General features: G+C 41.1%; 17 protein-coding genes and 1 riboswitch. Of the genes, 2 read left to right on the top strand and 15 right to left on the bottom strand.

The features are described 5' to 3' along the window. Window positions 1–733: 733 nt before the first annotated feature. The 11 genes from purF to QCD85_RS23365 form a co-directional block, all read right to left on the bottom strand. A complete protein-coding gene (gene purF, locus QCD85_RS23415; RefSeq protein ID WP_301264057.1) occupies window positions 734–2,212 on the bottom strand; it encodes an amidophosphoribosyltransferase in 1,479 nt (492 codons plus the stop codon). After that, on the bottom strand, window positions 2,197–4,443 hold the full coding sequence (gene purL, locus QCD85_RS23410; RefSeq protein ID WP_301264056.1) for a phosphoribosylformylglycinamidine synthase subunit PurL: 2,247 nt from the start codon (window positions 4,441–4,443) through the stop codon (window positions 2,197–2,199). Before purL ends, purF begins: the two co-directional genes overlap by 16 nt. Beyond that, window positions 4,421–5,110, bottom strand: coding sequence for a phosphoribosylformylglycinamidine synthase subunit PurQ (gene purQ / locus QCD85_RS23405; protein ID WP_204825655.1), 690 nt, complete (start codon window positions 5,108–5,110; stop codon window positions 4,421–4,423). The genes purL and purQ overlap by 23 nt, the downstream gene beginning before the upstream one ends. Window positions 5,111–5,114: 4 nt before the next feature. After that, the gene (gene purS / locus QCD85_RS23400) at window positions 5,115–5,360 is read right to left on the bottom strand and encodes a phosphoribosylformylglycinamidine synthase subunit PurS (RefSeq protein ID WP_069328921.1); all 246 of its coding nucleotides are present in this window, start codon (window positions 5,358–5,360) and stop codon (window positions 5,115–5,117) included. 732 nt (window positions 5,361–6,092) lie between these two features. Further along, window positions 6,093–6,986 carry a phosphoribosylaminoimidazolesuccinocarboxamide synthase gene (locus tag QCD85_RS23395; RefSeq protein ID WP_301264055.1) on the bottom strand — a complete coding sequence of 298 codons (894 nt, stop codon included), beginning with the start codon at window positions 6,984–6,986 and terminating at the stop codon, window positions 6,093–6,095. Between the two features lie 19 nt (window positions 6,987–7,005). Beyond that, complete coding sequence (gene purB, locus QCD85_RS23390; protein WP_204825657.1) at window positions 7,006–8,301, bottom strand: adenylosuccinate lyase; 1,296 nt, start codon at window positions 8,299–8,301, stop codon at window positions 7,006–7,008. Window positions 8,302–8,305: 4 nt separating this feature from the next. Further along, entirely contained in the window at window positions 8,306–9,475 is a 1,170-nt protein-coding gene (purK, locus tag QCD85_RS23385) for a 5-(carboxyamino)imidazole ribonucleotide synthase (RefSeq protein WP_301264054.1), read from the bottom strand. Then, entirely contained in the window at window positions 9,472–9,957 is a 486-nt protein-coding gene (purE, locus tag QCD85_RS23380; protein WP_204825659.1) for a 5-(carboxyamino)imidazole ribonucleotide mutase, read from the bottom strand. Before purE ends, purK begins: the two co-directional genes overlap by 4 nt. A 264-nt stretch (window positions 9,958–10,221) precedes the next feature. Next, window positions 10,222–10,323: riboswitch (purine riboswitch) on the bottom strand. Between the two features lie 243 nt (window positions 10,324–10,566). Further along, complete coding sequence (locus tag QCD85_RS23375; RefSeq protein ID WP_204825660.1) at window positions 10,567–11,007, bottom strand: universal stress protein; 441 nt, start codon at window positions 11,005–11,007, stop codon at window positions 10,567–10,569. A 264-nt stretch (window positions 11,008–11,271) separates the two neighbouring features. Further along, window positions 11,272–11,553, bottom strand: coding sequence for a DUF1294 domain-containing protein (locus tag QCD85_RS23370; protein WP_301264053.1), 282 nt, complete (start codon window positions 11,551–11,553; stop codon window positions 11,272–11,274). Between the two features lie 43 nt (window positions 11,554–11,596). After that, window positions 11,597–13,801, bottom strand: a complete 2,205-nt coding sequence (locus tag QCD85_RS23365) for an alpha-galactosidase (protein ID WP_274170993.1) — start codon at window positions 13,799–13,801, stop codon at window positions 11,597–11,599. Between the two features lie 291 nt (window positions 13,802–14,092). On the opposite strand from QCD85_RS23365, the gene QCD85_RS23360 reads away from it, so the two are divergent. Then, the gene (locus QCD85_RS23360) at window positions 14,093–14,902 is read left to right on the top strand and encodes a MurR/RpiR family transcriptional regulator (RefSeq protein ID WP_301264052.1); all 810 of its coding nucleotides are present in this window, start codon (window positions 14,093–14,095) and stop codon (window positions 14,900–14,902) included. A gap of 99 nt (window positions 14,903–15,001) precedes the next feature. On the opposite strand, the gene QCD85_RS23355 is transcribed toward QCD85_RS23360, so the two are convergent. The 4 genes from QCD85_RS23355 to QCD85_RS23340 form a co-directional block, all read right to left on the bottom strand. Beyond that, window positions 15,002–15,718 (bottom strand): N-acetylmannosamine-6-phosphate 2-epimerase, encoded by a 717-nt coding sequence (locus tag QCD85_RS23355; protein ID WP_301264051.1) that lies wholly within the window; start codon window positions 15,716–15,718, stop codon window positions 15,002–15,004. Window positions 15,719–15,725: 7 nt separating this feature from the next. Continuing rightward, the gene (locus QCD85_RS23350; protein WP_301264050.1) at window positions 15,726–17,327 is read right to left on the bottom strand and encodes a maltose/glucose-specific PTS transporter subunit IIC; all 1,602 of its coding nucleotides are present in this window, start codon (window positions 17,325–17,327) and stop codon (window positions 15,726–15,728) included. Between the two features lie 156 nt (window positions 17,328–17,483). Further along, window positions 17,484–19,643, bottom strand: coding sequence for a DNA topoisomerase III (locus tag QCD85_RS23345; RefSeq protein WP_301264049.1), 2,160 nt, complete (start codon window positions 19,641–19,643; stop codon window positions 17,484–17,486). A gap of 281 nt (window positions 19,644–19,924) precedes the next feature. After that, on the bottom strand, window positions 19,925–20,986 hold the full coding sequence (locus QCD85_RS23340) for a Gfo/Idh/MocA family protein (RefSeq protein ID WP_301264048.1): 1,062 nt from the start codon (window positions 20,984–20,986) through the stop codon (window positions 19,925–19,927). Between the two features lie 324 nt (window positions 20,987–21,310). Between QCD85_RS23340 and QCD85_RS23335 the strand changes: the two genes are divergently transcribed. Further along, window positions 21,311–22,888: an amidase family protein gene (locus QCD85_RS23335; RefSeq protein ID WP_441005645.1), complete on the top strand. Its 1,578-nt coding sequence runs from the start codon at window positions 21,311–21,313 to the stop codon at window positions 22,886–22,888. The last annotated feature ends 96 nt before the right edge of the window (window positions 22,889–22,984 follow it).

Here is a 22,984-nt window from a genome sequence, read left to right as displayed (position 1 = left end):
TTTGCTCTTTGCTCTTTGCTCTTTGCTCTTTGCTCTTTGCTCTTTGCTCTTTGCTGACTAATTTTATTTTTTTATAAAGATAAATTTATATTTTTTTTAAAATAGCTATCTATAGTAGGAACTTATATTCATTTTTTTTAGAGAATATATCGCTATTTAAAATAGATTTCAAAATACCCAATAAAAATGGAACGAATACTCAAAGTAAACAAATATTTTTCATACAATTCAAAAGCATACTTTTCTTAAATGTTCTACTTCATCATGCCCAAATCATACTAAACATAATCCCATGCAAAATCATTAAACCCCAGCAACACTATACCTATCATACAAATAGGTATCTTGCTTAAATCCATCATTCTACACATTCAAGAAGCTCCAAAAATCCCTACTGTGAGGACGACAGGACAATACAGTGCTCTACCACCCTTCTACACTCCCACTAAAAGAGAGCATAAAATCCCACTGCTGTAGATCATTCTGATCTACCCTGCCACCCCCACTAGATCGAACTTTATATCACTCTGAAATGGTGGCTTTTGAGCGGCGGAGCGACGGGACAGGAATGAATCTGTGAGAAGCGTAGCGTTCGCCTTTGTAGATGGATTTTAACCGCACAGCGGTTGTTCAAAAAATCCATCTACAACAAGCGATCGGGAAGATCATTCCTGTCCCATAGCGGTCCCCCACTCAAACGCCCGCCACCTTTTCCAAGATACAAAGCCTTCGACTAACACCCACATCCGAATTGCTCTTCGCCGCCGAAGTCAGTTTGTGTTGGATAGTCGTTGTCGAAGCATGCCATACACATACCACCTTTGTAGTCTGTGCTGTTGTCGCCACCGACAGCTTTGATTAATCCTTCAAAGCTCAAAAAGGTGAGTGAATCAGCATTTAATTCTTTGCGCATTTCTTCAATCGACATGGTTGATGCGATCAATTCGCGTCGATCCGGTGTATCAATACCATAGAAGCATGGATTTTTAAAAGGAGGCGATGTAATTCGTACATGCACTTCTGTTGCTCCTGCATCACGTAACATATTCACGATTCGGCGTGATGTTGTTCCACGTACAATCGAATCATCAATCATGACGACACGTTTACCTTCCACCACGCGGCGTACAGCACTGAGTTTCATTTTCACACCTTGCTCACGTAGTTCCTGACTCGGTTGGATAAATGTACGGCCAGTGTATTTATTTTTGATCATCCCTAGTTCATACGGGATACCTGTTTGTTCAGCAAATCCGATCGCTGCTGAAATACTGGAATCCGGTACACCTGTCACTAGATCCGCATCGATAAATGATTCCTGCGCCATCACAGAACCCATCCGTTTACGAGCCGCATGTAGATTGGCACCATTCATATCACTATCCGGTCTTGCAAAATAAATATATTCCATCGAACAAAGCGCTTTACGTTGCGGTTCGATATAACGATCTTCGATCAAACCATGTTGATCCAAAATCAGTAATTCTCCTGGTTGAACATCTCGTACTAACTCTGCTCCGATCGTTTCAAGAGCACAGGTCTCTGAAGCAAAAATATACGCTTCACCCAGACGACCCATTGTGATCGGACGCAATCCGTTAGGATCAGAAGCCACTATTAATTGCTCATTCGTCATAATCATAAAAGCAAAACCGCCTACAATTTGTCTGAACGCATCTTTTGCCGCTTCGACTAGAGGCTTATTTGAACGTGCGATTAAGTGAGCAACTACTTCTGTATCACTGGTCGTTTGAAAAATAGAACCCGCTTCTTCCAATTCACGTCGAATCTGCGGTGCATTGACGATATTACCGTTGGTTGCCAGTGCTAATTCACCTGCACGATAACGGAATACCAATGGTTGTGCATTGGTCAGACGACTATCTCCACTCGTGGAATACCGAACATGACCAATCGAAATATCTCCTGTTAATGAACCTAATGTATCTTTATCAAAAACTTCTTTGACCAGACCCATTCCTCGATGGTAATGAAACTTATTGCGATCACTTACACACAAACCTGCGCTTTCTTCACCACGATGTTGAAGCGCATGTAATCCATAATAAGAAAGGGAAGCGGCTTCGGAATGTCCGTAGACTCCGAAAACGCCGCATTCTTCTTTTAACGTATCAAAAATATCATTGGGACCGGTGCCTTGATTGTAGTAATCACCTGTCCATAACGTCTGTTTGTTTAATTCATCAGACATGGAATCGCATCCTCCCAGACTTGACGCAGATTGTTCACCTGCTCTGCCAAGACTTGTTTGCCGTCCACTTGGATTTGAAGTTCTGTTCCTTGCACTTGACCGATACGACGTACAGGTACACCTTGAGATTGAATATGACTTTCCAACGCATCTGCTTGCGCAGGAGTCGCTGATAACAAGATACGAGATTGGCTTTCGCTGAATAACAATAGATCATGACGCAAGTTGTCGCTGTTCAGTGCCACGCTTGCACCTAATTTACCACTAATACAAGATTCTGCTAGAGCTACAGACAATCCACCTTCAGATAGATCATGTGCAGATTGTACAAGTCCACTTTGAATCGCGCTCAGTACGCTACCTAGCAATTTCTTTTCGATCTCCAAATCTAATGCTGGTGGGCGACCTTCTGTCACATTGTGCACGACTTTCTGGAATTCACTACCACCTAGTTCGGCAAATGTATCTCCTAATACGAAAATAATATCGCCTTCGTTTTTGAAACCTTGCGTTGTAATATGATCTGTATCGTGTACCAATCCAACCATACCCACAACTGGTGTAGGATAGATCGCTCCACGTGTATTTTCATTATAAAGACTAACATTACCACCGATTACTGGAGTATCCAGTACACGACAAGCTTCTGCCATACCATCTACTGATTTTTCCATTTGCCAGAAAATATCTGGTTTTTCCGGGCTACCAAAATTTAAGTTATCTGTGATCGCAAGCGGTTCTGCACCCGAGCAGACAATATTACGAGCGGCTTCGCTGACAGCAATTTTGCCCCCTACTTCTGGATCAAGATATACATAACGTCCATTACAATCTGTAGTCATAGCCAGTGCTTTGCGTGTGCCGCGAATCGTAATGACTGCTGCATCTGAACCTGGTCGAACCGCTGTGCTCGTACGAACCATATAATCATATTGGTCATAGACCCATGCTTTGCTCGCTACTGTTGGTGAAGCAAGAATTGATTTTAACGCACCATTGAGATCTGTGACTTCGTCATAACGATTGGTATCGACATTCGCTTGTTGCTCATAATAAGCAGGTACTGAAGAAGGCTTGTCATAGATCGGGCACTCATCTACAAGCGCATGTACAGGCATATCGCCAACCACTTCGCCATGATGTAATAATTTCAAGCGTCCATCATCTGTCACTTTACCAACTTTGGCACATATTACGCCCCAACGTTCAAAGATTTCCATCGCTTGCGCTTCGTCTTTTGGCTCTACTACGAACAACATCCGTTCTTGAGATTCCGAAAGCATCATTTCATAAGCTGTCATGCCATCTTCACGTTGAGGGACTTGATCAAGATACAATTCGAGACCATTACCTGCTTTACTTGCCATCTCTGCACTAGAACACGTTAAGCCAGCCGCACCCATATCTTGAATCCCCAGAACAATACCGGAATCAATCAATTCCAAGCAAGATTCCATAACAAGCTTCTCCATAAATGGATCGCCAACTTGTACTGCGGTACGACGTGCTTCTGATTCTTCTGTTAATTCTTCTGATGCAAATGTAGCGCCATGAATCCCGTCACGTCCTGTAGGAGGCCCTACATAAAATACCGGATTACCTACTCCTTTAGCGACACCACGTTGAATTTTGTCATGATCGATCAATCCGACACACATTGCATTAACCAGTGGATTTCCGTCATAACTTTCATCGAACATCACTTCGCCGCCAACCGTAGGAATCCCGATACAGTTACCGTAACCTGCAATCCCTGATACCACATGCTCGAACAAATATTTCACACGTTCACTTTCGAGCTTACCGAAGCGTAAAGAGTTCAATACTGCTACAGGTCGTGCTCCCATAGAGAAAATATCGCGGATAATCCCGCCTACACCTGTTGCTGCTCCTTGAAAAGGTTCTACCGCAGATGGATGATTATGACTTTCAATTTTGAAAACAACCGCTTGATTATCACCAATATCTACAATCCCTGCACCTTCACCTGGTCCCATTAATACACGAGGGCCAGAAGTTGGAAAGCGACGAAGTAACGGTTTGGAGTTTTTGTATGCGCAGTGTTCCGACCACATTACACTAAATACGCCGATTTCTGTGTAGTTCGGTTTCCGTCCGAGAAAACCGCAGATCAACTCATACTCGCTGTCCGATACACCCATTTGTTTGTATATTTGCTGGTCTGCGACTTGCTCCGCCGTCGGTTCCTTAACGGATGTTTGCTGCGTCATGTTGATCCCTCCAAGCTTTCAAAATAGATGTAAACATTTTTTTACCATCTGCTGATCCTAACAATTCATCCACTGCACGTTCAGGGTGAGGCATCATACCTACAACATTTCCACGTTCATTACAAATCCCTGCAATATCATGTAGTGATCCATTCGGATTATGTCCATACTGGAACACGATCTGATTGTTGGCTTTCAATTGTTCCAATGTTGCATCATCACAATAGTAGTTACCTTCGCCATGAGCAATCGGAATCGTTATTTCTTCACCATCTGCATAATCACGAGTAAATGGAGTCTGATTGTTAACTACAGTAAGCAATGTATCATGACAACGGAATTTCATTGATTCGTTACGAAGTAAAGCACCTGGTAAAAGGCGAGCTTCAGTGAGAATCTGGAATCCATTACAAATGCCGAGCACATATTTGCCTTGCTCTGCTGCTTTGGCTACTTCTGTCATTACCGGAGCAAATTGAGAAATCGCTCCACATCTCAAGTAATCTCCATAGGAAAAGCCACCTGGAACTAAAATACAATCATACGCTGACAGATCTGTCGCTGTGTGCCATACATACTCTACCGATTCCCCTAACGTATCTTCGACTGCTTTAAAACAGTCAATATCACAGTTAGAGCCCGGAAATACCAAGACTGCAAATTTCATGGATTTAACCCTCCAGTTCGAAACGGTAATTTTCAACAACCGTATTAGCTAGCAACTTCTCGCACATCACTTTGAGGCGTTCTTCTGCTTCTTCACGATTATCTGTATCCAATTCAATCTCCATGTACTTCCCGATGCGCAGACTCTCGACTTCATTGAATCCTAACGAATGAAGTGCACCTTGAACAGCAACACCTTGTGGGTCAAGTACGCTTTGCTTAATGGTCACGTAGACAGTAGCTTTAATCATGTTATTTTTGTTCCTCCTTAGATTAGGTGATGCTGAGTTGATATTGCTGGGTGTATCAGAGTGGTGATTGCTTTACATTGTGAACTTTGAAAATCAAGATTTGGTGATTCTTTAGATACCTCGCTATGGTCACGGATTATTCTGGTCGTCGCTGGTAAGATCGGACATCTTGATGACCGCCGAGCGGTCGATATCCGAGTCTTAAAGGCTCCTTTCAGAATCATTCTGTTCCCTTCGCTTGGTGCAAAGAATCACTTTATTTGTACTTAGTGTGTAAATGCTTAGTTTAGAGCAAAGAGCTACAATTCTGGTTGATAGATCAGGTCGCAATCTCAATCAGAAGGGGGAGGTGAGCAGACAATGTTACTTGGTAGACCGCTACGATGATTGAGTAAGATTATAGAGGTTTTCGAGTTTTTTACTATTAACTATCACTTAACTATCACTTAACTATCACTCGACAACACTCATGACCAATTAATCTTACTCCACCACTTTCATATAAAAAGTCCGCAAATTGAACACCATGACATCCTTATCTTTTCTGCCCCACCCCTAACGAGCGCCAATTGATCTCGATCCGAGCGGAGCGGAGGGAAAGAAATCATCCGTAAGAAGCGTAGCGTTCGCCTTTAAGATTTGGATATCAACCGCTTGGCGGTTATTCAAGATATCCAAGTCTTACCAGCGATCGGCAGGATGATTTCTTTCCCGCAGCGGCCCCCCCAAGGATCAAACCAATTGCCCACCCGTTAACTTCTGATATATGGATAAGTAGCGGTCGGATGTGGCTTGAACGACTGTATCTGGTAAAGGATCAGGTTGGCTATTTTTGTCCCAATCTGTGCCTGCCAGATAAGACCGTACCGGCTCTTTATCCATGCTGTCGATTTCGATATCCAGTGCATAGTTGTTTTTTGCCCAAAATCTTGACGAATCCGGGGTGAAAATCTCATCAATAAGCACCACTTTGCCATCGATTAGACCGAATTCGAATTTGCAATCGGCTAAAATAATATCATGTTGATCGCAATAGTGACGGGCATATTCGTACAGTTGAATACTTTTCGCTTTCAACTCTTCTGCAAGCTCTGCACCGATACGATTTTTCATTTCGTCAAAAGAAATATCTTCATCATGACCGATATCATTTTTAGCGGCTGGAGTGAACAATGGATTCGGGAACACGCCATTTTTACGCAAGCCTTCTGGCAGATCGATACCATTCACCTGACCGGTTTCTTGATATTGTCTCCATCCACCGCCTGTAATATAACCACGTACTACACATTCCATATCGATACGTTCAGCTTTGCGTGTCACCATAATACGGTTACGCAATGCATCTTTATCACGTATGATGTCCCCTAATTGATCAACATCGATATGTACAACATGGTTATCAATCAGGTGAGTCGTTTGCCCGAACCAGAAAGCACTCAAGCGATTCAACACTTCCCCTTTGTGCGGTACAGGTGGATCAAGTACATAATCGAATGCAGAAATGCGATCGGTAACAACGATCAAGTAATGCTCGCCCAGATCATACAACTCACGCACTTTACCTTTATAGATCAGCGGTGCATTGACCAGATCAACAGCTGTTGTGATTGCTTGCGATATCATGTGTTGTGTCCCCTCTTTCCTATTCCAGACCGAGTTTTTTGAAAATCGTATCAACGTGCTTCAAATGCCACGATGGATTAAATGCTTCTTCGATTTCTTCAGCATTCAATAGTTCTGTAATTGCAGGAGTCTCCAAAATAATATCTTTAAATGAACGCTGTTCTTCCCATGCTTGCATCGCACGAGGTTGAACCGTATCATACGCTTGCTCACGACTGATCCCTTTATCGATCAATTTAGTCATCACACGACCGGAGAAAGGAACTCCATACGTACGTTGAATATTGCGTTGCATATTTTCAGGGAACACCGTCAAGTTTTTGATAATGTTACCAAAACGATTGAGCATGTAGTTCAGCAACATCGTTGCATCTGGCAAAATAATACGTTCTACCGATGAATGTGAAATATCGCGTTCATGCCACAATGTCACATTTTCGTATGCCGATACCATATGACCACGAATCACACGGGAAAGACCGGAGATATTTTCAGAGCTAATCGGATTGCGTTTGTGAGGCATAGCAGATGAACCTTTTTGACCTTTAGCAAAAGCTTCTTCTACTTCACGTACTTCACTCTTTTGCAGTGCACGTACTTCGGTTGCAAATTTATCAAGTGATGTCGCTACCAATGCGAGTGTTGCCATATATTCAGCATGACGATCACGTTGCAATGTTTGAGTAGAGATTGGAGCCGCTTTGGTGCCTAGTTTGTTACATACGAACTCTTCTACAAATGGATCAATATTCGCATACGTTCCTACAGCCCCAGAGATTTTACCGTACTGTACATTGTCTGCCGCATGACGGAAGCGCTCCAAGTTACGTTTCATTTCTTCATGCCATAGTGCCATTTTCAGTCCAAATGTTGTCGGTTCAGCATGAACACCATGCGTACGTCCCATCATCGGTGTATCTTTATAAGCAATCGCTTTTTCTTTCAAAATTTCGATAAAATTGATAATATCTCGTTCTAAGATTTCATTAGCCTGGCGCAATAGATAACCAAGTGCTGTATCTACCACGTCTGTCGATGTTAACCCATAATGTACCCATTTACGCTCTTCGCCCAAGCTTTCAGATACCGCGCGGGTAAATGCAATTACATCATGACGCGTTTCTTTTTCAATCTCATAAATACGATCCATATCAAAAGAAGCACCTGCACGTAATTTTTCTACATCTTCTTTTGGAATGACTCCTAATTCAGACCATGCTTCACAAGCGCAAATTTCCACTTCTAACCATGCTTTAAATTTGTTTTCTTCACTCCAGATATTTCTCATTTCAGGTCTGCTATAACGTTCGATCATAAGTTTATTCGTGCCTCCATATATTCGTTTGGTCTATCCATGCCAGAGCATCTTCTATATTATGACACAGCACATTGATATGTCCCATCTTGCGCTTGTGCTTGGCTTCTTCTTTCCCATATAAATGGTACTTAGGGTTCACATGTAATGAATTCGCTGATAGATCAACCTGCATCATTTTTTCAGTAATCGCCGGGATATGTTCTCCCAGAATATTGACCATAACGACAGGTGAGCGTAATGTCGTACTTCCCAAAGGCAATCCGCAGATTGCTCTTACATGCTGTTCAAACTGCGAAGTATCACATGCTTCAATCGTATAATGACCGGAATTATGCGGACGAGGTGCTAATTCATTCACATATAACTGCCCATCTTCTGTACAAAACAGTTCAACCGCTAATAATCCTACTGCATCCATCGACTCTGCAATATCTGCCGCCATCTGTTCTGCTCTGCGCTGTACTTCTTCCGATACACGAGCAGGAACAATCGAGAGATGAAGAATATTATCAATATGAATATTTTCAGCTACCGGAAAAGTTTTAATTTCTCCATTCGAGCTACGAGCAGCGATCACAGACAATTCACATTGAAAATGAATAAATTGCTCTACCACTAACTCTGTGCCTGCGACGCTTAATTCGTCGTATGCTTGCTGAGCTTGCTCTTCACTGCGCATCACAAACTGTCCTTTGCCATCATATCCACCTGTAGCTGTTTTGAGTACACAAGGCGTTCCGAACTGTTGAACAGCTTGTAACGTTTCGGCTGCGCTGCGCACTTCCATATATGGAGCAACGGTCGCACCTGCTGCTTCAATCGCACGCTTTTCACGCAAGCGGTGTTGAGTCGTGTATAACAATTGACTGCCTTGCGGTACATACGATTTCTGCTCTAACAATGCGGCGACATTGGCATCTACATTTTCAAATTCATACGTAATCACATCGGCTTGACTGGCTAACATTTCAGCAGCTTGTGGATCATCATAGCGCCCTACAATCTGCTGACTCACCTGACCACAAGGTGCATTCGTCGCTGGATCGAGTGTAATAAATTGATAACCCAGCGGCGCGCCTTGCAATACCATCATCCGCCCTAATTGTCCGCCACCTAGAATACCGATCGTAGAGCCAGGTGGAATCACTTTAGAAGATCGAATTTCACTCATAGCGTATCACTCGAAGCGATCACTTCTAGACGAATCCGTTCCCGTCTGGCTTCTGCACGCTTCATCACTTCAGGGTCAAAAGCACCGATCATCTGTGCCGCTAACAATCCTGCATTTGTTGCACCTGCTTTGCCAATCGCTACAGTCGCTACAGGAATTCCACCAGGCATCTGAACGATCGATAGTAATGAATCCAGACCTTTCAGTGCAGCAGACTGTACAGGTACACCAATCACAGGTAGTAATGTTTTGGCTGCGATCATACCCGGCAAGTGTGCCGCTCCGCCTGCACCTGCAATAATCACTTTGATACCTCGTTCTTGTGCTTGTTCTGCAAATTCAAACATCAAATCCGGTGTACGATGAGCAGATACCACTTTTTTCTCATAGGCAATTTCTAATTCATCTAGCATCTGACAAGCATGTTGCATCGTTTCCCAATCTGATTTACTGCCCATTACAACAGCAACCTGTACCGACATGTGATAACCTACTTTCCAGAATAAAATTAATTTATCGTGTTCTATAAGTAATCTATCATTGTAGTTAGCATAACATTCACTTGTTCTCACAGTGTTAGAACCGCTTAACACGAAAAAAATCCGCAGATCCTGTTAGAAAGATGTTCATTTCCAGGTTCTTCGGACTTCAGGAGCTTACAGAAAGACAAAGTATGGTCATCAGCCTACACAGACGTATCACTTCAAAACAAAGGTATAGTCTGCTGTAATGACTGCAATCACATCGATCTATCTGTTTACTCTCGTAGTCCGAATATTTACGGTATTCGGGTAGAAACGTCCGGGCCATATTCCCGATTTTATACGAGTCATTATTTCATACGTTTAATAAGCTTCATGTGTTAGTGTACCAATCTACAACACATCATGTCAACTTAAAGACGAACGTTTTATGTCGCTAATATTCTATTGTTCGTATTTAAAGGCTTTCATCTTTGATTTTTTCTGCGTTATTCTATATCAAAATAAAAAAGACGCATAGAACCATTGTCACTCGGACATTGATTATATACGTCTTGATCATGGTAACCTATTCATCTTTACCTGTAGTTCGTATTGATTGTATTGCGTTTACTTCACAATCAACACTGGGATTTTAGCATGTTGAACAACATTATGACTTACACTACCCAGTACAAATTCGCGAATACTGCCTAGTCCACGACTACCGATAATAATAACATCACAGTGATTAGCTTCAGCATATTCTAAGATATTTTGTGCTGCTGCACCCTGAATCATTTCAACACTGATCGTATTGCTAATTTCGGCTGCTTCTAGACGGCGTTTAGCTTCTTTCGCTGTTTGAGTAGCTAATTCATACAATTCTTCGTTAGACGTAGTCGGTACAGGTACAATCCCTTCGCCTACAAAATAACGTGGAAAATCAAATACATGAATAGCGTGAATTTCAGCATGTGGAGCCGCTTTGGCTAATTCCACTGCACGATCTAACGCTTTGTTTGATGCTTTAGAACCATCGTATGCTAATAAAATTTTGGAAAATAACATATTATCCATCTCCTCTATGCCAGTGGGTATCCATTGGTGGTGTGATTATGCTGCGTCTGGATTTCTGAGATCAGGATTCTGTAGGATATCTGTTGTTATGTAAGCTGGTCAACAGAATGAAGATATCATCCATCCGTAACACTTATCTAGATAATCATAAGTGTTATACATTCAGTATACTCCTTTATTACCCGTTATGCTCATTTCATGAAACGAAACAAAGACCTGACGAATCTTCATCAGGTCTTTGACTTATTACGTTATTTAGCGTATCCATGTCATCCATACATAGCCGTATACCACGATATTCAGAACCAATAACAGCGGAACACCTATTACAAATGAACGATGTTTGGTTTTGTGTCGCTTGGTCATCATAGCGATCCAAATACCTAATGCACCACCGATAGCCGCCCAGATAAACAACGTTTTCTCTGGTATACGTTCACGACTGCGATGACGTTGTGCACGTTTTTTGTCTGTTGCCATTACGATATAAGCAACAGTATTGACAATCAGCAGCCAGACTCCTAATATCTGTTCCATTTCTGCCTGCCTCCATTAATTCAATCTCTACAGTTTAAGTGTACTATTCCACCGCTTTGAATACAAACAAAGCACTATAGAAATCTTCTTGCGCATACGGAGCAATAATACCATGATACATCAATTCATCCCCTGCATAAGTGTTAGGATCTGTAACACCGTTGACAGACATCGAATAACGACGATGTGGATCAAGCCCTTTTAATTTCAGACGACGAAGTGGGCCATTAGGCACACTTAACACTTGAAAATAACCTGCAAATGCTTCTTGCTGATCTTCCGAGACGAACATCCATGACGTAATATTACTTTCAAAAGGACTGAGCAAACGATAAAATTCACCAAATTGAATCAGCTCGCGCAACTCTTTATACTGAGCTACTTGTTCTTTAACTTCTTGCTTTTCTGTATCTGTAAGCTTGGTCAGATCTAGCTCATAACCGAAATTACCAGACATCGCTACATGACCACGAGTCGTAAATGAAGTCATTCGTCCGACTTGGTGATTCGGTACATCAGATACATGCGCGCCCATCGCACTTGCTGGATAGACCATACTGGTACCGTACTGAATTTTAAGACGTTCAACCGCATCTGTATCATCACTTGTCCATGTTTGTGGCATATAATATAGCATTCCCGGGTCAAATCGACCTCCACCACCAGAGCAACTTTCAAATAAAATATGTGGGAATGTAGAAGTGATTTTTTCTAAAACACTATATAGTCCAAGCATATACCGATGTGCTGTTTCCCGTTGACGATCCGCTGGCAACAGAGCAGAACCAATCTCAGACATATTGCGGTTCATATCCCATTTTACATACGTAATCGGTGCAGAAGATAGCACAGCGCTAACAGACTCTACAATATAATCACATACATCTTGACGAGACAAATCCAGAATCAATTGCTCACGTCCCATTGTACGACTGCGATCCGGTACGTGCAGACACCAGTCAGGATGAGCGCGATATAGATCGCTATCTGGAGATACCATTTCCGGTTCAAACCACAATCCAAATTGCATACCTGTAGCTGTAATTTCTTTTGCCAGTTTGCCCAGACCTTCTGGTAATTTGCGACGATCTTCTACCCAATCCCCAAGTGACGTACGATCATCATCACGATGACCGAACCAACCATCATCCAGTACAAACAGCTCAATTCCTAGCTCTTTTCCTGCTGCTGCAATAGATTTGATCTTCGGTGCATCAAAGTTAAAATAAGTCGCTTCCCAGTTATTAATCAAAATAGGACGAACTTGATCACGATGTTCTCCACGACTTAGACGTGTACGATACAATTTGTGATACGTGCGAGACATTCCTCCCAATCCTTCAGAAGAATGAACCAGTACTGCTTCCGGTGTCTGGAACGTATCACCTGCTTCTAATTTCCATTCAAAATCAAACGGAGACAATCCAATCTGCATACGAGTCGTATGGAATTGATCGACTTCGACTTGAGCGACAAAGTTACCGCTATAGACAAGACTCATACCATAGACTTGCCCTTGATCTTCATTCGCATCTTTACCAAGCAAAGCGATAAATGGATTTTGCTGATGACTACTGGAACCACGTTTACTTTCGATCCGTTGCAATCCTGGAGCAAGTGTACGGTAATGAACATGGCGTTCACGAGTCCATGCACCAGACAATTGCATCATTCGATATTCATCATCTGCCAAATCTACGCTACTGCTTAGTGCACGCTGAATATGAAGCGTTGTGGTTCCATCATTACGGAATTTCACAGAACGTGTAATCGCATTCAATTCGTTAAATACGGTATAGCTGACTACAGCTTCAAGCCCGGTTAATTTATCACGCAATACAATTTCCAATGTATCTGCTTCCTGCTCCTGCTCTACATATGTAGCTGGTAATCCTTGAAGTTTCGGTTTGCCTGCTGTAATAGTATGACTCACATAATGTAGATCGTTGACTGTTGTGCCATTACTATGTTTAGCTTCAAAAGCAGGTTCGCCATAATCGCCACGACCATAACCTGGATATTCTTGTGGTAAGGTATCAAAAGAAAAAGTACGATCATCTGCATGATAATTCGGGCTAAATGAAGCACGTTCTATCTGTTGTAGCAGACTACCAATAGATGTTCCTTGTAGACGAGGTCCCCAATATAAATGAACCAAATGAGTTGATTTCATTAATTGAATAACATAACTCGTTGAACGAGATTGTAAATGAAAAGTCGATTGAGTAGTATCGAAAAATATAGACATGGAATAATCCCTTTCTGATGGATCGGCTCAATACCGAATATCCAGTTATTCTATCGCATTTGTTTTTAGTGTAACGGTAAAATGATCAAAAGCACATAGCATAATTCCATTATTTGATGGCACTATCCTATAATATAGAGATCGCTCTTCAAACTATACTATAATAGAAAGAAATCAACTATTTGCTTCCTACTATCTAACCGCAATCTAACATATACTACGAATATAAAAAATCATTTTTATAGAAGCTGAGTCGCGCTTATATGATCAGGCGCTTAAGGAGGATGAATTATGGCTCTCAATGTACTCGACGAACTACAATTACGATACCAACAATTATCTGCCAAAGAAAAAGAAATTGCAGATTATATTATGCGTCATAAAAATTCTATTCATAATATCAATATTCGTGATCTCTCCGAGCGTACACAAGCTTCAATGTCTACAATCACACGTTTTTGTCGCAAAGCAGGATTTAGTAATTTTATAGATTTTAAGCTAAGCTTGAATCGAGAAATTGATATTCCACGAGATGAACTTAATTTTTTTGCACAGACAAGACATTTATACAATGAAATTATTATGGCAACTGCCGATATGATCAAGCCTCAGATGATTGAAGAAGTCGTTCAGCAGATTCAGCAAGCCAGACGTGTCTATGTATACGGATTAGGAAGCTCTGGCTTATCCGCGCTAGAGTTCAAGTATCGTTTAATGCGAATGAATATTTTAATCGATGCTGTTACTGATTCGCATATGATGATGATGAATGCGTCTTTGATGGATGAACAAGATTTGGTGATTGGATTATCCAATTCTGGTCATACCACTGAAGTAAATAGTGCTCTACGCGTTGCCAAAACAAATCAAGCTCAGATTGTCGGAATTACTAATTTCGATCATACACCTTTTACAGAAACAACTGACCTATGTCTATTCACACCTGGCTTACAGCGTATGGGCGATATCCCGTTTATCAATAGTCAATTAGCGATTATCTATGTACTTGATATGATCTCGATGTTATTGCTCCAAAATGAAGAACGATTATCTGCACGTCAGCGTACACTCCATGCTTTGTACAAACAAGATCATTCATAATGCCAATTCCAGACAAAGAAAAGAACCGATAATGATTTTCGGTTCTTTTTTTGATATTACTATGATTGATGTTGATAACATAGAATGTGTAGCACAAATCTATTCTGTTGCAATCGATGCAGGACGAACTTGTTTCATTTTGTCCATAAAACGTGCTGTAATCTGTTGCGGACGTGTAATCGCTCCGCCTACTACCACGCTGTATACACCGAGTTCCAGACAACGTGCCGCCATCTCTGGCGTCATAATATTTCCTTCAGCCACAATAGGAGTCTTGATCTGACGAACCATGTCTTTTAGAATCTCAAAATCATTTTCATATACTTTCTGATGAGCTGTATATTCTGTATACCCTACTAATGTAGCCGATACCAGATCAAATCCTAACTGTTCAGCAACAACGCCTTCTTCTACAGTCGATACATCTGCCATCAATAACAGTTCAGGGTATAGCAGACGAATTTGTTTGACTAGATCAGCCAATGTGACACCATCAGGACGAGGACGTGAAGTCGCATCTAACGCTATAATTTCACAACCAGACTCTGCTAATTCATGAATTTCGGTTATCGTCGGTGTAATAAATACAGGATGGTCTCCATAATTACGTTTGACGATTCCAATCACAGGCAATGATACTTGTTGTTTGATTTCTTTAATATCTTGCGCAGTATTCGCTCGAATTCCTACAGCTCCACCTTCTTGAGCGGCAACTGCCATTTTTCCCATAATAAAAGAACTATGCAAAGGTTCATGTTCTAATGCCTGACACGATACGATTAACCCCTGCTGTAATCCCAATGAATCCAAATCCATATTGTATTCACTCCATTTCCATATATTCCTCGATCTCATTTTTAATAACACTCACTTGCGGACCATAGATCACTTGCACACCGTTACCATTAATCAGCACACCTTTGGCACCTGAATGTTTCAAGCGATCCTGTGATACTTGATCTGGTTGATAGACTGATATCCGTAGACGGGTTGCACAACAATCCAGATCTTTAATATTTTCTTTGCCACCTAATGCACTAAGTATCGCAGCCGGACGAGAAGTATCAACTTCACTACGATCTGTGGCTACATCATCGGTTATCGGTGTGGTTGACCCTGTTCCACCTGTTGTATTTTCGTTCGTATCTGCTACAGTCTCATCTTCACGCCCGGGTGTTTTGAGATTGAATTTGACGATTAAGAAACGGAATGTGACATAGTATAGAGCGAACCACACCACCCCGATTATCGGTACATAGATCCAGTTGGTTTTGGCATTTCCCTGTAAAATACCGAATAAAATAAAGTCAATTAAGCCACCGGAAAATGTCTGACCAATCGTAATCTGAAATATATGTGCCAGCATAAAAGCAAATCCATCAAACACAGCATGAATAACATACAAGAATGGAGCTACAAACAAAAAGGCAAATTCTAACGGTTCCGTAATTCCTGTCAAAAAAGACGTCAACGCCGCTGATAACATTAATCCACCGACAACCTTTTTGCGTTCTGGACGTGCAGTATGATAGATCGCTAATGCAGCTCCCAACAATCCGAACATCATTGTAATAAAGCGTCCTGACATAAAGCGCGATGTACCTGAGAAATATTTTTCAGTCGAAGGGTCACCTAATTGAGCAAAGAAAATGTTTTGGGTTCCTTCCACTATCTTACCAGATACTTCCATTGTACCACCAAGTCCGGTTTGCCAGAAAGGGAGGTAAAAAATATGATGCAATCCAAGCGGCCCTAACATCCGTAGAAAGAATCCATAAAATAATGTGCCTACATATCCGGTCGCATCTACGATTCCACCTAACTTGGTAATCCCTAATTGAATTGTTGGCCACACTAGAAATAACAACAATCCTACAAATATCGCTGCAAATGAAGAAACAATCGGGATAAACCGAGAACCACCGAAAAATCCTAGAAATTGAGGTAACTCAATTTTGTTATATCGATTATGAAGACCCGCTGTCACCAAGCCGATAATAATACCGCCTAGCACACCTGTCTGTAACGATTGTATCCCTAGAATCATACCTTGACCGGCTGCCGCCATATTTTCAGTAACCAGTTGATTACTATTGATCAACATCGCATTGATCGAAGCATTCATCACTAGATACGCCAGCGCCGCTGCTAATCCTGCTGTTCCTTTATCCGAGCGTGCCAGTCCAACCGCTACCCCGATTGCAAAAATCAATGCTAGATTGCTAAACGTAATATCTCCTGCACTACTCATCACTTTGAAAATATACTGTAACCAGCTAATCTGTAGTACAGGATATGTATTTACTGTATTCGGATTAGAGAGTGCTCCCCCTATGCCTAGCAGTAACCCTGCTGCTGGTAATACAGCAATTGGAAGCATAAAAGATTTACCAAACCGTTGTGCCTTCTCGAAAAAAGTTTTCATTTAGTTACACCACCTGAAAATATTTTCTTTTAAATATAGATTATGAAAATATTTTCGTCAACGATTATTTTAAGAAAATAGTTGCAATTGCATACCAAAAAGCTCTTTAGCTACTATTACGGCTGAAGAGCTCTCGGTTGTGTTATTAGGTTATCTCTATTCTTTTTTCTCTTCCAAAGCGGCTTTTAGCAAATCACCTAGACTTGAACCAAACGATTCTTTCTTTTCAAATTGCTTCACTAACTTTTGCTGTTCACGTTTGTTAACTGGGCGACCGCCGTCTTTATTTAACGTTTCGGTAATTCCACAACCGAGACATTGTACATACTTTCCAGCTTTTCCGTCTTTGATTTCCATTTTTTTATGACACTGTGGACAGCGACGATTTGATAACTGCTTTTCAGTCGAACGACGATAACTACAATCTTCACTTGGACAGATCAAGAATGTACCACGTTTCGATTTTTTCTCTAACATCCGTGTTCCACATTCAGGGCAATGACTGGAAGAGACATTGTGTGGCTTATAATTCACATCACTCTTTTTCACACCATCGACCATCGATTGCGCCATCTGACGAATCTCTTGTAAAAATGGAGCCGGTTGCCCTTGTCCACGAGCAATTTTTTCTAACTGCTGTTCCCAACGTGCTGTCAATTCAGGCGTCCGCAGTTCAGGCGACACCAATTCGATCAATTGTGCACCTTTTCCTGTAGGATGAAGATGATTGCCTTTGCGTTCGATCGTATCGGAAGAGACTAATTTTTCAATAATATCTGCTCTAGTTGCTGGCGTACCCAGACTATGTTTTTCCATTTGTGATAACAGAGCGGCTTCTGTATATCGTTTAGGGGGCATCGTACGACCTGCTTTAACAACACAGCGAGCAATCATTTTCGATTCCCCTTGTTTGAGTTCAGGCAATTTCTGTGTTCCCCGGTGATCTGCTCCACGCTCTGATGAACGATGATGTGAATCGGTTTCTTCATCCTCATCTTCTTCATTCCACTGATCACCATATACAACACGCCAACCTGAATCTTTGATCGTAACCCCTTTGGCATAAAACTGCTCTCCTGCGGCTTCAATAATCACTTGAACCGTATCATAAGTAGCAACTGGATAAAATAAACTGATAAAACGGCGCGCAATCAGATCATACAATTTACGCTCATCGGTTGTAAGTGCGTTCAAAGATACTATTTCTTCTGTAGGGATAATCGCATGATGATCACTAATTTTGCTATCATCTACAATCCGTTTATCAATTTTAAGTGCATTGCGTAATAAAGGACGTGCCAGTGGCGCATATGGACCTACAGCTACACTGGATAAACGTTCTTTGAATGTATCTGTCATATCTGAAGACAAATAACGTGAATCGGTACGCGGATACGTGACGATTTTGTGTTGCTCATATAACTTTTGCAATACATTAGACGTATGCTTAGCAGAAAATCCATATTTTTTATTCGCATCACGTTGTAACTCTGTCAGATCATACGCCAGTGGATGAGGCTCTTGACGTTCATTCTTTTTGACCGATACAATCTTCGCTTGCTTGCCTGCCAAAGACTGCTCTAACTGCTGTACATTCTGTTGTTCAAAAATACGTCCGTCTCCTTGAGCATTCCGCCATTCTGCTTGTAGATCACCCAGATCAATCTGCAATGTATGATAATCTTGAGAGCGAAAATCTTTAATCTCATTCTCACGCTTCATCATCATACCTAGTGACGGTGTCTGCACACGTCCTGCTGATAATTGAGCATCGAATTTGCAGGTTAATGCTCTGGTAATATTCAGTCCAACCATCCAATCGGCTTCTGCCCGGCAACGAGCCGATTCGTACAGACGGTCAAATTCTTTACCTGGACGCAATTTTGCAAATCCTTCACGGATCGCTTTGTCTGTCTGAGAAGATATCCATAATCTTTGAAAAGGTTTATTCCATTTTGTCATCTGAATAATCCAGCGTGCTAACAATTCTCCCTCACGTGCAGCATCGGTAGCCACGATCAACCCTTGCACATCATTTCGTCTCAGAAGATGCTGTACAATTTTGTATTGATGACTACTTTCTCGCAGTACTTTTAACGTCATCTTTTCCGGCAAAATCGGCAAATCGTCCAGATTCCATTTCTGATAACGAGTATCATAATCTTCCGGTTCTGCTAGACCGACTAGATGTCCGAGCGCCCAAGTCACTATATATTTAGGGCCTTCCATATACCCTTTATGTTTCTGATGACTTCCCATCACACGCGCGATTTCTCTTGCAACTGAAGGCTTTTCAGCTAATACCACTTGCTTCATATAATTCATTCCTTTCACTTTCCTGTATATATTGATATATCATTTATTTACGGTTATTTTTCTCTTGTGTATTCGTTGCAATCAGACGTCGATATACACATCTATATATTGTAACACTTTTCAAATAAATATTAAGGTTATTACACGACCTTATACGCTGATCCAATTCTTATGATAGAACACTATATGTACAGTACACCTGGATATCACAAAAAAGCCGATATCTATATCTCACTATAGAATACCCGCTTTTTGTGTAATTCATTTTTAGCTATTTATTGTCAAAATTCTTTATGAATCACTGCATCTTTTTCAGCCGCTTCAAAAATCGTCTCGATCAGCACTAACACTCGATGTACTTGTTCATTAGGTACAGCCGATTGCGCAGAGCCTTCGATCACAGACAAAAAGTTCACATAGAACTCTTCTGGCGGGTTTTGGATCGGTTCAATCGATTTACGAATTGTAGACTCTTCGGAAGGTGGAGCCATCGTTTTGGTCAATCCACGACCTGCTTGAATCGGTTTGGGTTCTACTTTTTCCACTTCTGTATTACGGGTAACGATCTCCCCGCTTAGATCCCAATCTTGAATAATTGCTGTTCCTTCGGTTCCTTTTACATACCAGCGTGGTAATTTAACATAGTTAGTTGTACCGACTTCTACAACTGCTGTTAACCCATCTTTAAAACGAATCGTTGTTGTAAATCCATCATCTACTTCTGTATCCAAAATTGTACTCAAGTGAGCATGGACACTGTCGATCTTACTATCGGTAAGCAATAATAACTGATCTAGTAAATGCACTCCCCAATCAAGCAACATGCCGCCGCCATAAGCTTTGAGCTGTCTCCAATCTCCTGGAATACCATTAGCTCCTTGTACACGTGATTCCACATGAAACACATCTCCAACAGCCCGTTTTTCAAACATATCGCGAATAATCAAGAAATCTTCATCCCAGCGACGATTTTGATGCACTGTAAATGTCTGACCGGTTTCTTCTGCTACTTTGACAATGTCTAACAGATCCGCACTGTTGATCGTTACAGGTTTCTCACAAATAACATGCTTGCCTGCACGTAAAGCCTGAATCGATAATTCTTTATGTACATCATTAGGAGTAGCAATCAATACAATATCAACATTTTCATCTGATAAAACCGCTTCCATACTTTCATAAGCATGATAACCATGTTGTCCAGCAAGTTCCATCCGATAGTCTACGATATCGTACACACCGGTTACTTCAAGTGAAGGTACTTTCTCAATCAATTGCCCATGATAACTTCCCATTCCGCCATAGCCTACGATGACCAAATTGTATACCGACTTGTTTGCCATGTTGATTCCTCTTTCTATACTGGATTATAATTCCATTTAAGCCATTACCATTTTATTCTACCAAACTTTTAACTGCAACATCACATTTCTTTTGCACAAATATTAATTTTATCTGCTCCTTGTTAATGTACCGAATTTTCTTTAAAAGAACAGTTAAATATGTATCATTTTAATCATTATTTTATATTCAAATCTAAGCCTATTTGATCTTTTGTATTGACATGTTATCTTTTTTGACACTAAAATACATAATTAATTACATGTATCAACAATAATCGATGATATCTTACAAAGGAGTGAAGTTATTTGTCTAATATCCAACATATGAAAAAGTATCAAAAAGTAATTGTTATGTGGTTTACAGTTATTGCGTTAATTGTTGCTCCATTCAGTACATACGGTGTTACCTCTTCTGTTCAAGCTGCTGGCTCTCCAGGAACCAATGAACCTTTTGTGATTACAGAAGCAACGATTGCTCAGATGCAATCAGCTATGAAAGAAGGTCGTCTGACTTCTGTTCAGCTTGTACAACAATACTTAGATCGTATTGCCAAATATGATGATCAAGGGATCAAACTTAATGCTATTCTTACGATCAATCCCAAAGCACTTGAAATTGCAGCTCAATTAGACAAAGAACGTGCTACGACAGGAGCACGCGGGCCTTTACATGGTATACCGATTATTGTAAAAGACAATTTCGATACAGACGATATGCCTACAACAGCAGGTTGTGTATGTCTTCAAAATTCGATTCCAGATCAAGACGCTGATCAGATCGCTATGCTCAAAGCAGCAGGTGCTATCATTTTAGCCAAATCCAATCTGCATGAATTTGCATTTGGAATTACTACTTCAAGCTCACTTGGAGGGCAGACGCTGAATCCTTATGCACTCGATCATTACCCGGGCGGTTCGAGCGGTGGAACAGGAGCTGCTATCGCTGCTAACTTTGCAGCGGCAGGTCTAGGAACAGATACAGGTGGATCTATTCGTATTCCATCTGCATTTAACAGTCTGGTCGGTATTCGCCCTACAGTAGGCTTAAGTAGTCGTGATGGTATTATTCCACTTGCTCTTACTCAAGATGTCGGCGGGCCGATCGCACGCACAGTAGAAGATGCAGCGATATTATTGCAAGCTACTGCTGGCTATGATGCAGACGATATTGCTACAGCTTATAGTGTTGGACATATCCCTGCGAATTATACCGATTCATTACAAGCAGATGGTCTACAGGGAGCTCGTATCGGTATAGCAACAGAATTGTTCAATAATACAAAAGACAGTGAAAAATCAGTCACCCAAGTGGTCTATACGGCTGTCGATGATATAAAACGATTAGGAGCTACACCGGTTCCTATCCAAATTCCTAACTTACAACAAATTATGAAATACCCTAGCCTTAGTGGTTACGAATTTAAATTTCAAATCAATGATTATCTGGCAAGCTTAGGAGAAGATGCACCTTATCATAATCTGACCGAAATTCTAGCATCCAATCAATTTGATCCTAAGCAAGCTGAAGCGATGCAAAAACGTAACACTGTAGCCACACTTGATACTCAAGAATATAAAGATATCGTACTCAACCGTACTAAGGTCACACGCGAATCTCTTTTAAAAGTAATGGCAGACCAGAATCTAGATGCCATTATCTATCCAACCACTACTCAACCAGCAGCTACGATCGGTGAAGAACAAGTATCAGGTGACAATAATCGGTTAAGCCCTTTTTCCGGCTTCCCTGCGATTACAGTTCCTGCTGGATTCACCAATCAGAAATTGCCGGTAGGAATTGAATTTTTAGGTAGACCATTTGATGAAAGCACATTGATCAAATTAGCATATAGCTATGAACAAGGCACTTATCATCGTCAAGCTCCTACATTAACACCATAATTATATTTTTTAAATTTTTCATATAACCGATATAATCTAACTCATTCAGTCATTCAGTCATTCAGTCATTCAGTCATTCAGTCATTCAGTCATTCA

Source organism: Paenibacillus sp. PsM32 (assembly GCF_030433815.1).
In the GTDB taxonomy this organism is placed as follows: domain Bacteria; phylum Bacillota; class Bacilli; order Paenibacillales; family Paenibacillaceae; genus Saccharibacillus; species Saccharibacillus kyungheensis.
The sequence above is the reverse complement of the archived record's forward strand: the minus strand, read 5'-3'. Positions and strand labels throughout refer to the sequence as shown.

Bases quoted from the DNA above. Each gene is read 5' to 3' on its own strand.
- QCD85_RS23350 (WP_301264050.1), bottom strand. From the start codon at position 17,327: ATGAAAACTTTTTTCGAGAAGGCACAACGGTTTGGTAAATCTTTTATG.
- purE (WP_204825659.1), bottom strand. From the start codon at position 9,957: ATGTCGGTACAGGTTGCTGTTGTAATGGGCAGTAAATCAGATTGGGAA.
- QCD85_RS23395 (WP_301264055.1), bottom strand. From the start codon at position 6,986: ATGATATCGCAAGCAATCACAACAGCTGTTGATCTGGTCAATGCACCG.
- purB (WP_204825657.1), bottom strand. From the start codon at position 8,301: ATGATCGAACGTTATAGCAGACCTGAAATGAGAAATATCTGGAGTGAA.
- QCD85_RS23375 (WP_204825660.1), bottom strand. From the start codon at position 11,007: ATGTTATTTTCCAAAATTTTATTAGCATACGATGGTTCTAAAGCATCA.
- purQ (WP_204825655.1), bottom strand. From the start codon at position 5,110: ATGAAATTTGCAGTCTTGGTATTTCCGGGCTCTAACTGTGATATTGAC.
- QCD85_RS23370 (WP_301264053.1), bottom strand. From the start codon at position 11,553: ATGGAACAGATATTAGGAGTCTGGCTGCTGATTGTCAATACTGTTGCT.
- purK (WP_301264054.1), bottom strand. From the start codon at position 9,475: ATGAGTGAAATTCGATCTTCTAAAGTGATTCCACCTGGCTCTACGATC.
- QCD85_RS23340 (WP_301264048.1), bottom strand. From the start codon at position 20,986: ATGGCAAACAAGTCGGTATACAATTTGGTCATCGTAGGCTATGGCGGA.
- QCD85_RS23365 (WP_274170993.1), bottom strand. From the start codon at position 13,801: ATGTCTATATTTTTCGATACTACTCAATCGACTTTTCATTTACAATCT.
- purL (WP_301264056.1), bottom strand. From the start codon at position 4,443: ATGACGCAGCAAACATCCGTTAAGGAACCGACGGCGGAGCAAGTCGCA.
- QCD85_RS23345 (WP_301264049.1), bottom strand. From the start codon at position 19,643: ATGAAGCAAGTGGTATTAGCTGAAAAGCCTTCAGTTGCAAGAGAAATC.
- purF (WP_301264057.1), bottom strand. From the start codon at position 2,212: ATGTCTGATGAATTAAACAAACAGACGTTATGGACAGGTGATTACTAC.
- QCD85_RS23335 (WP_441005645.1), top strand. From the start codon at position 21,311: ATGAAAAAGTATCAAAAAGTAATTGTTATGTGGTTTACAGTTATTGCG.
- purS (WP_069328921.1), bottom strand. From the start codon at position 5,360: ATGATTAAAGCTACTGTCTACGTGACCATTAAGCAAAGCGTACTTGAC.
- QCD85_RS23360 (WP_301264052.1), top strand. From the start codon at position 14,093: ATGGCTCTCAATGTACTCGACGAACTACAATTACGATACCAACAATTA.
- QCD85_RS23355 (WP_301264051.1), bottom strand. From the start codon at position 15,718: ATGGATTTGGATTCATTGGGATTACAGCAGGGGTTAATCGTATCGTGT.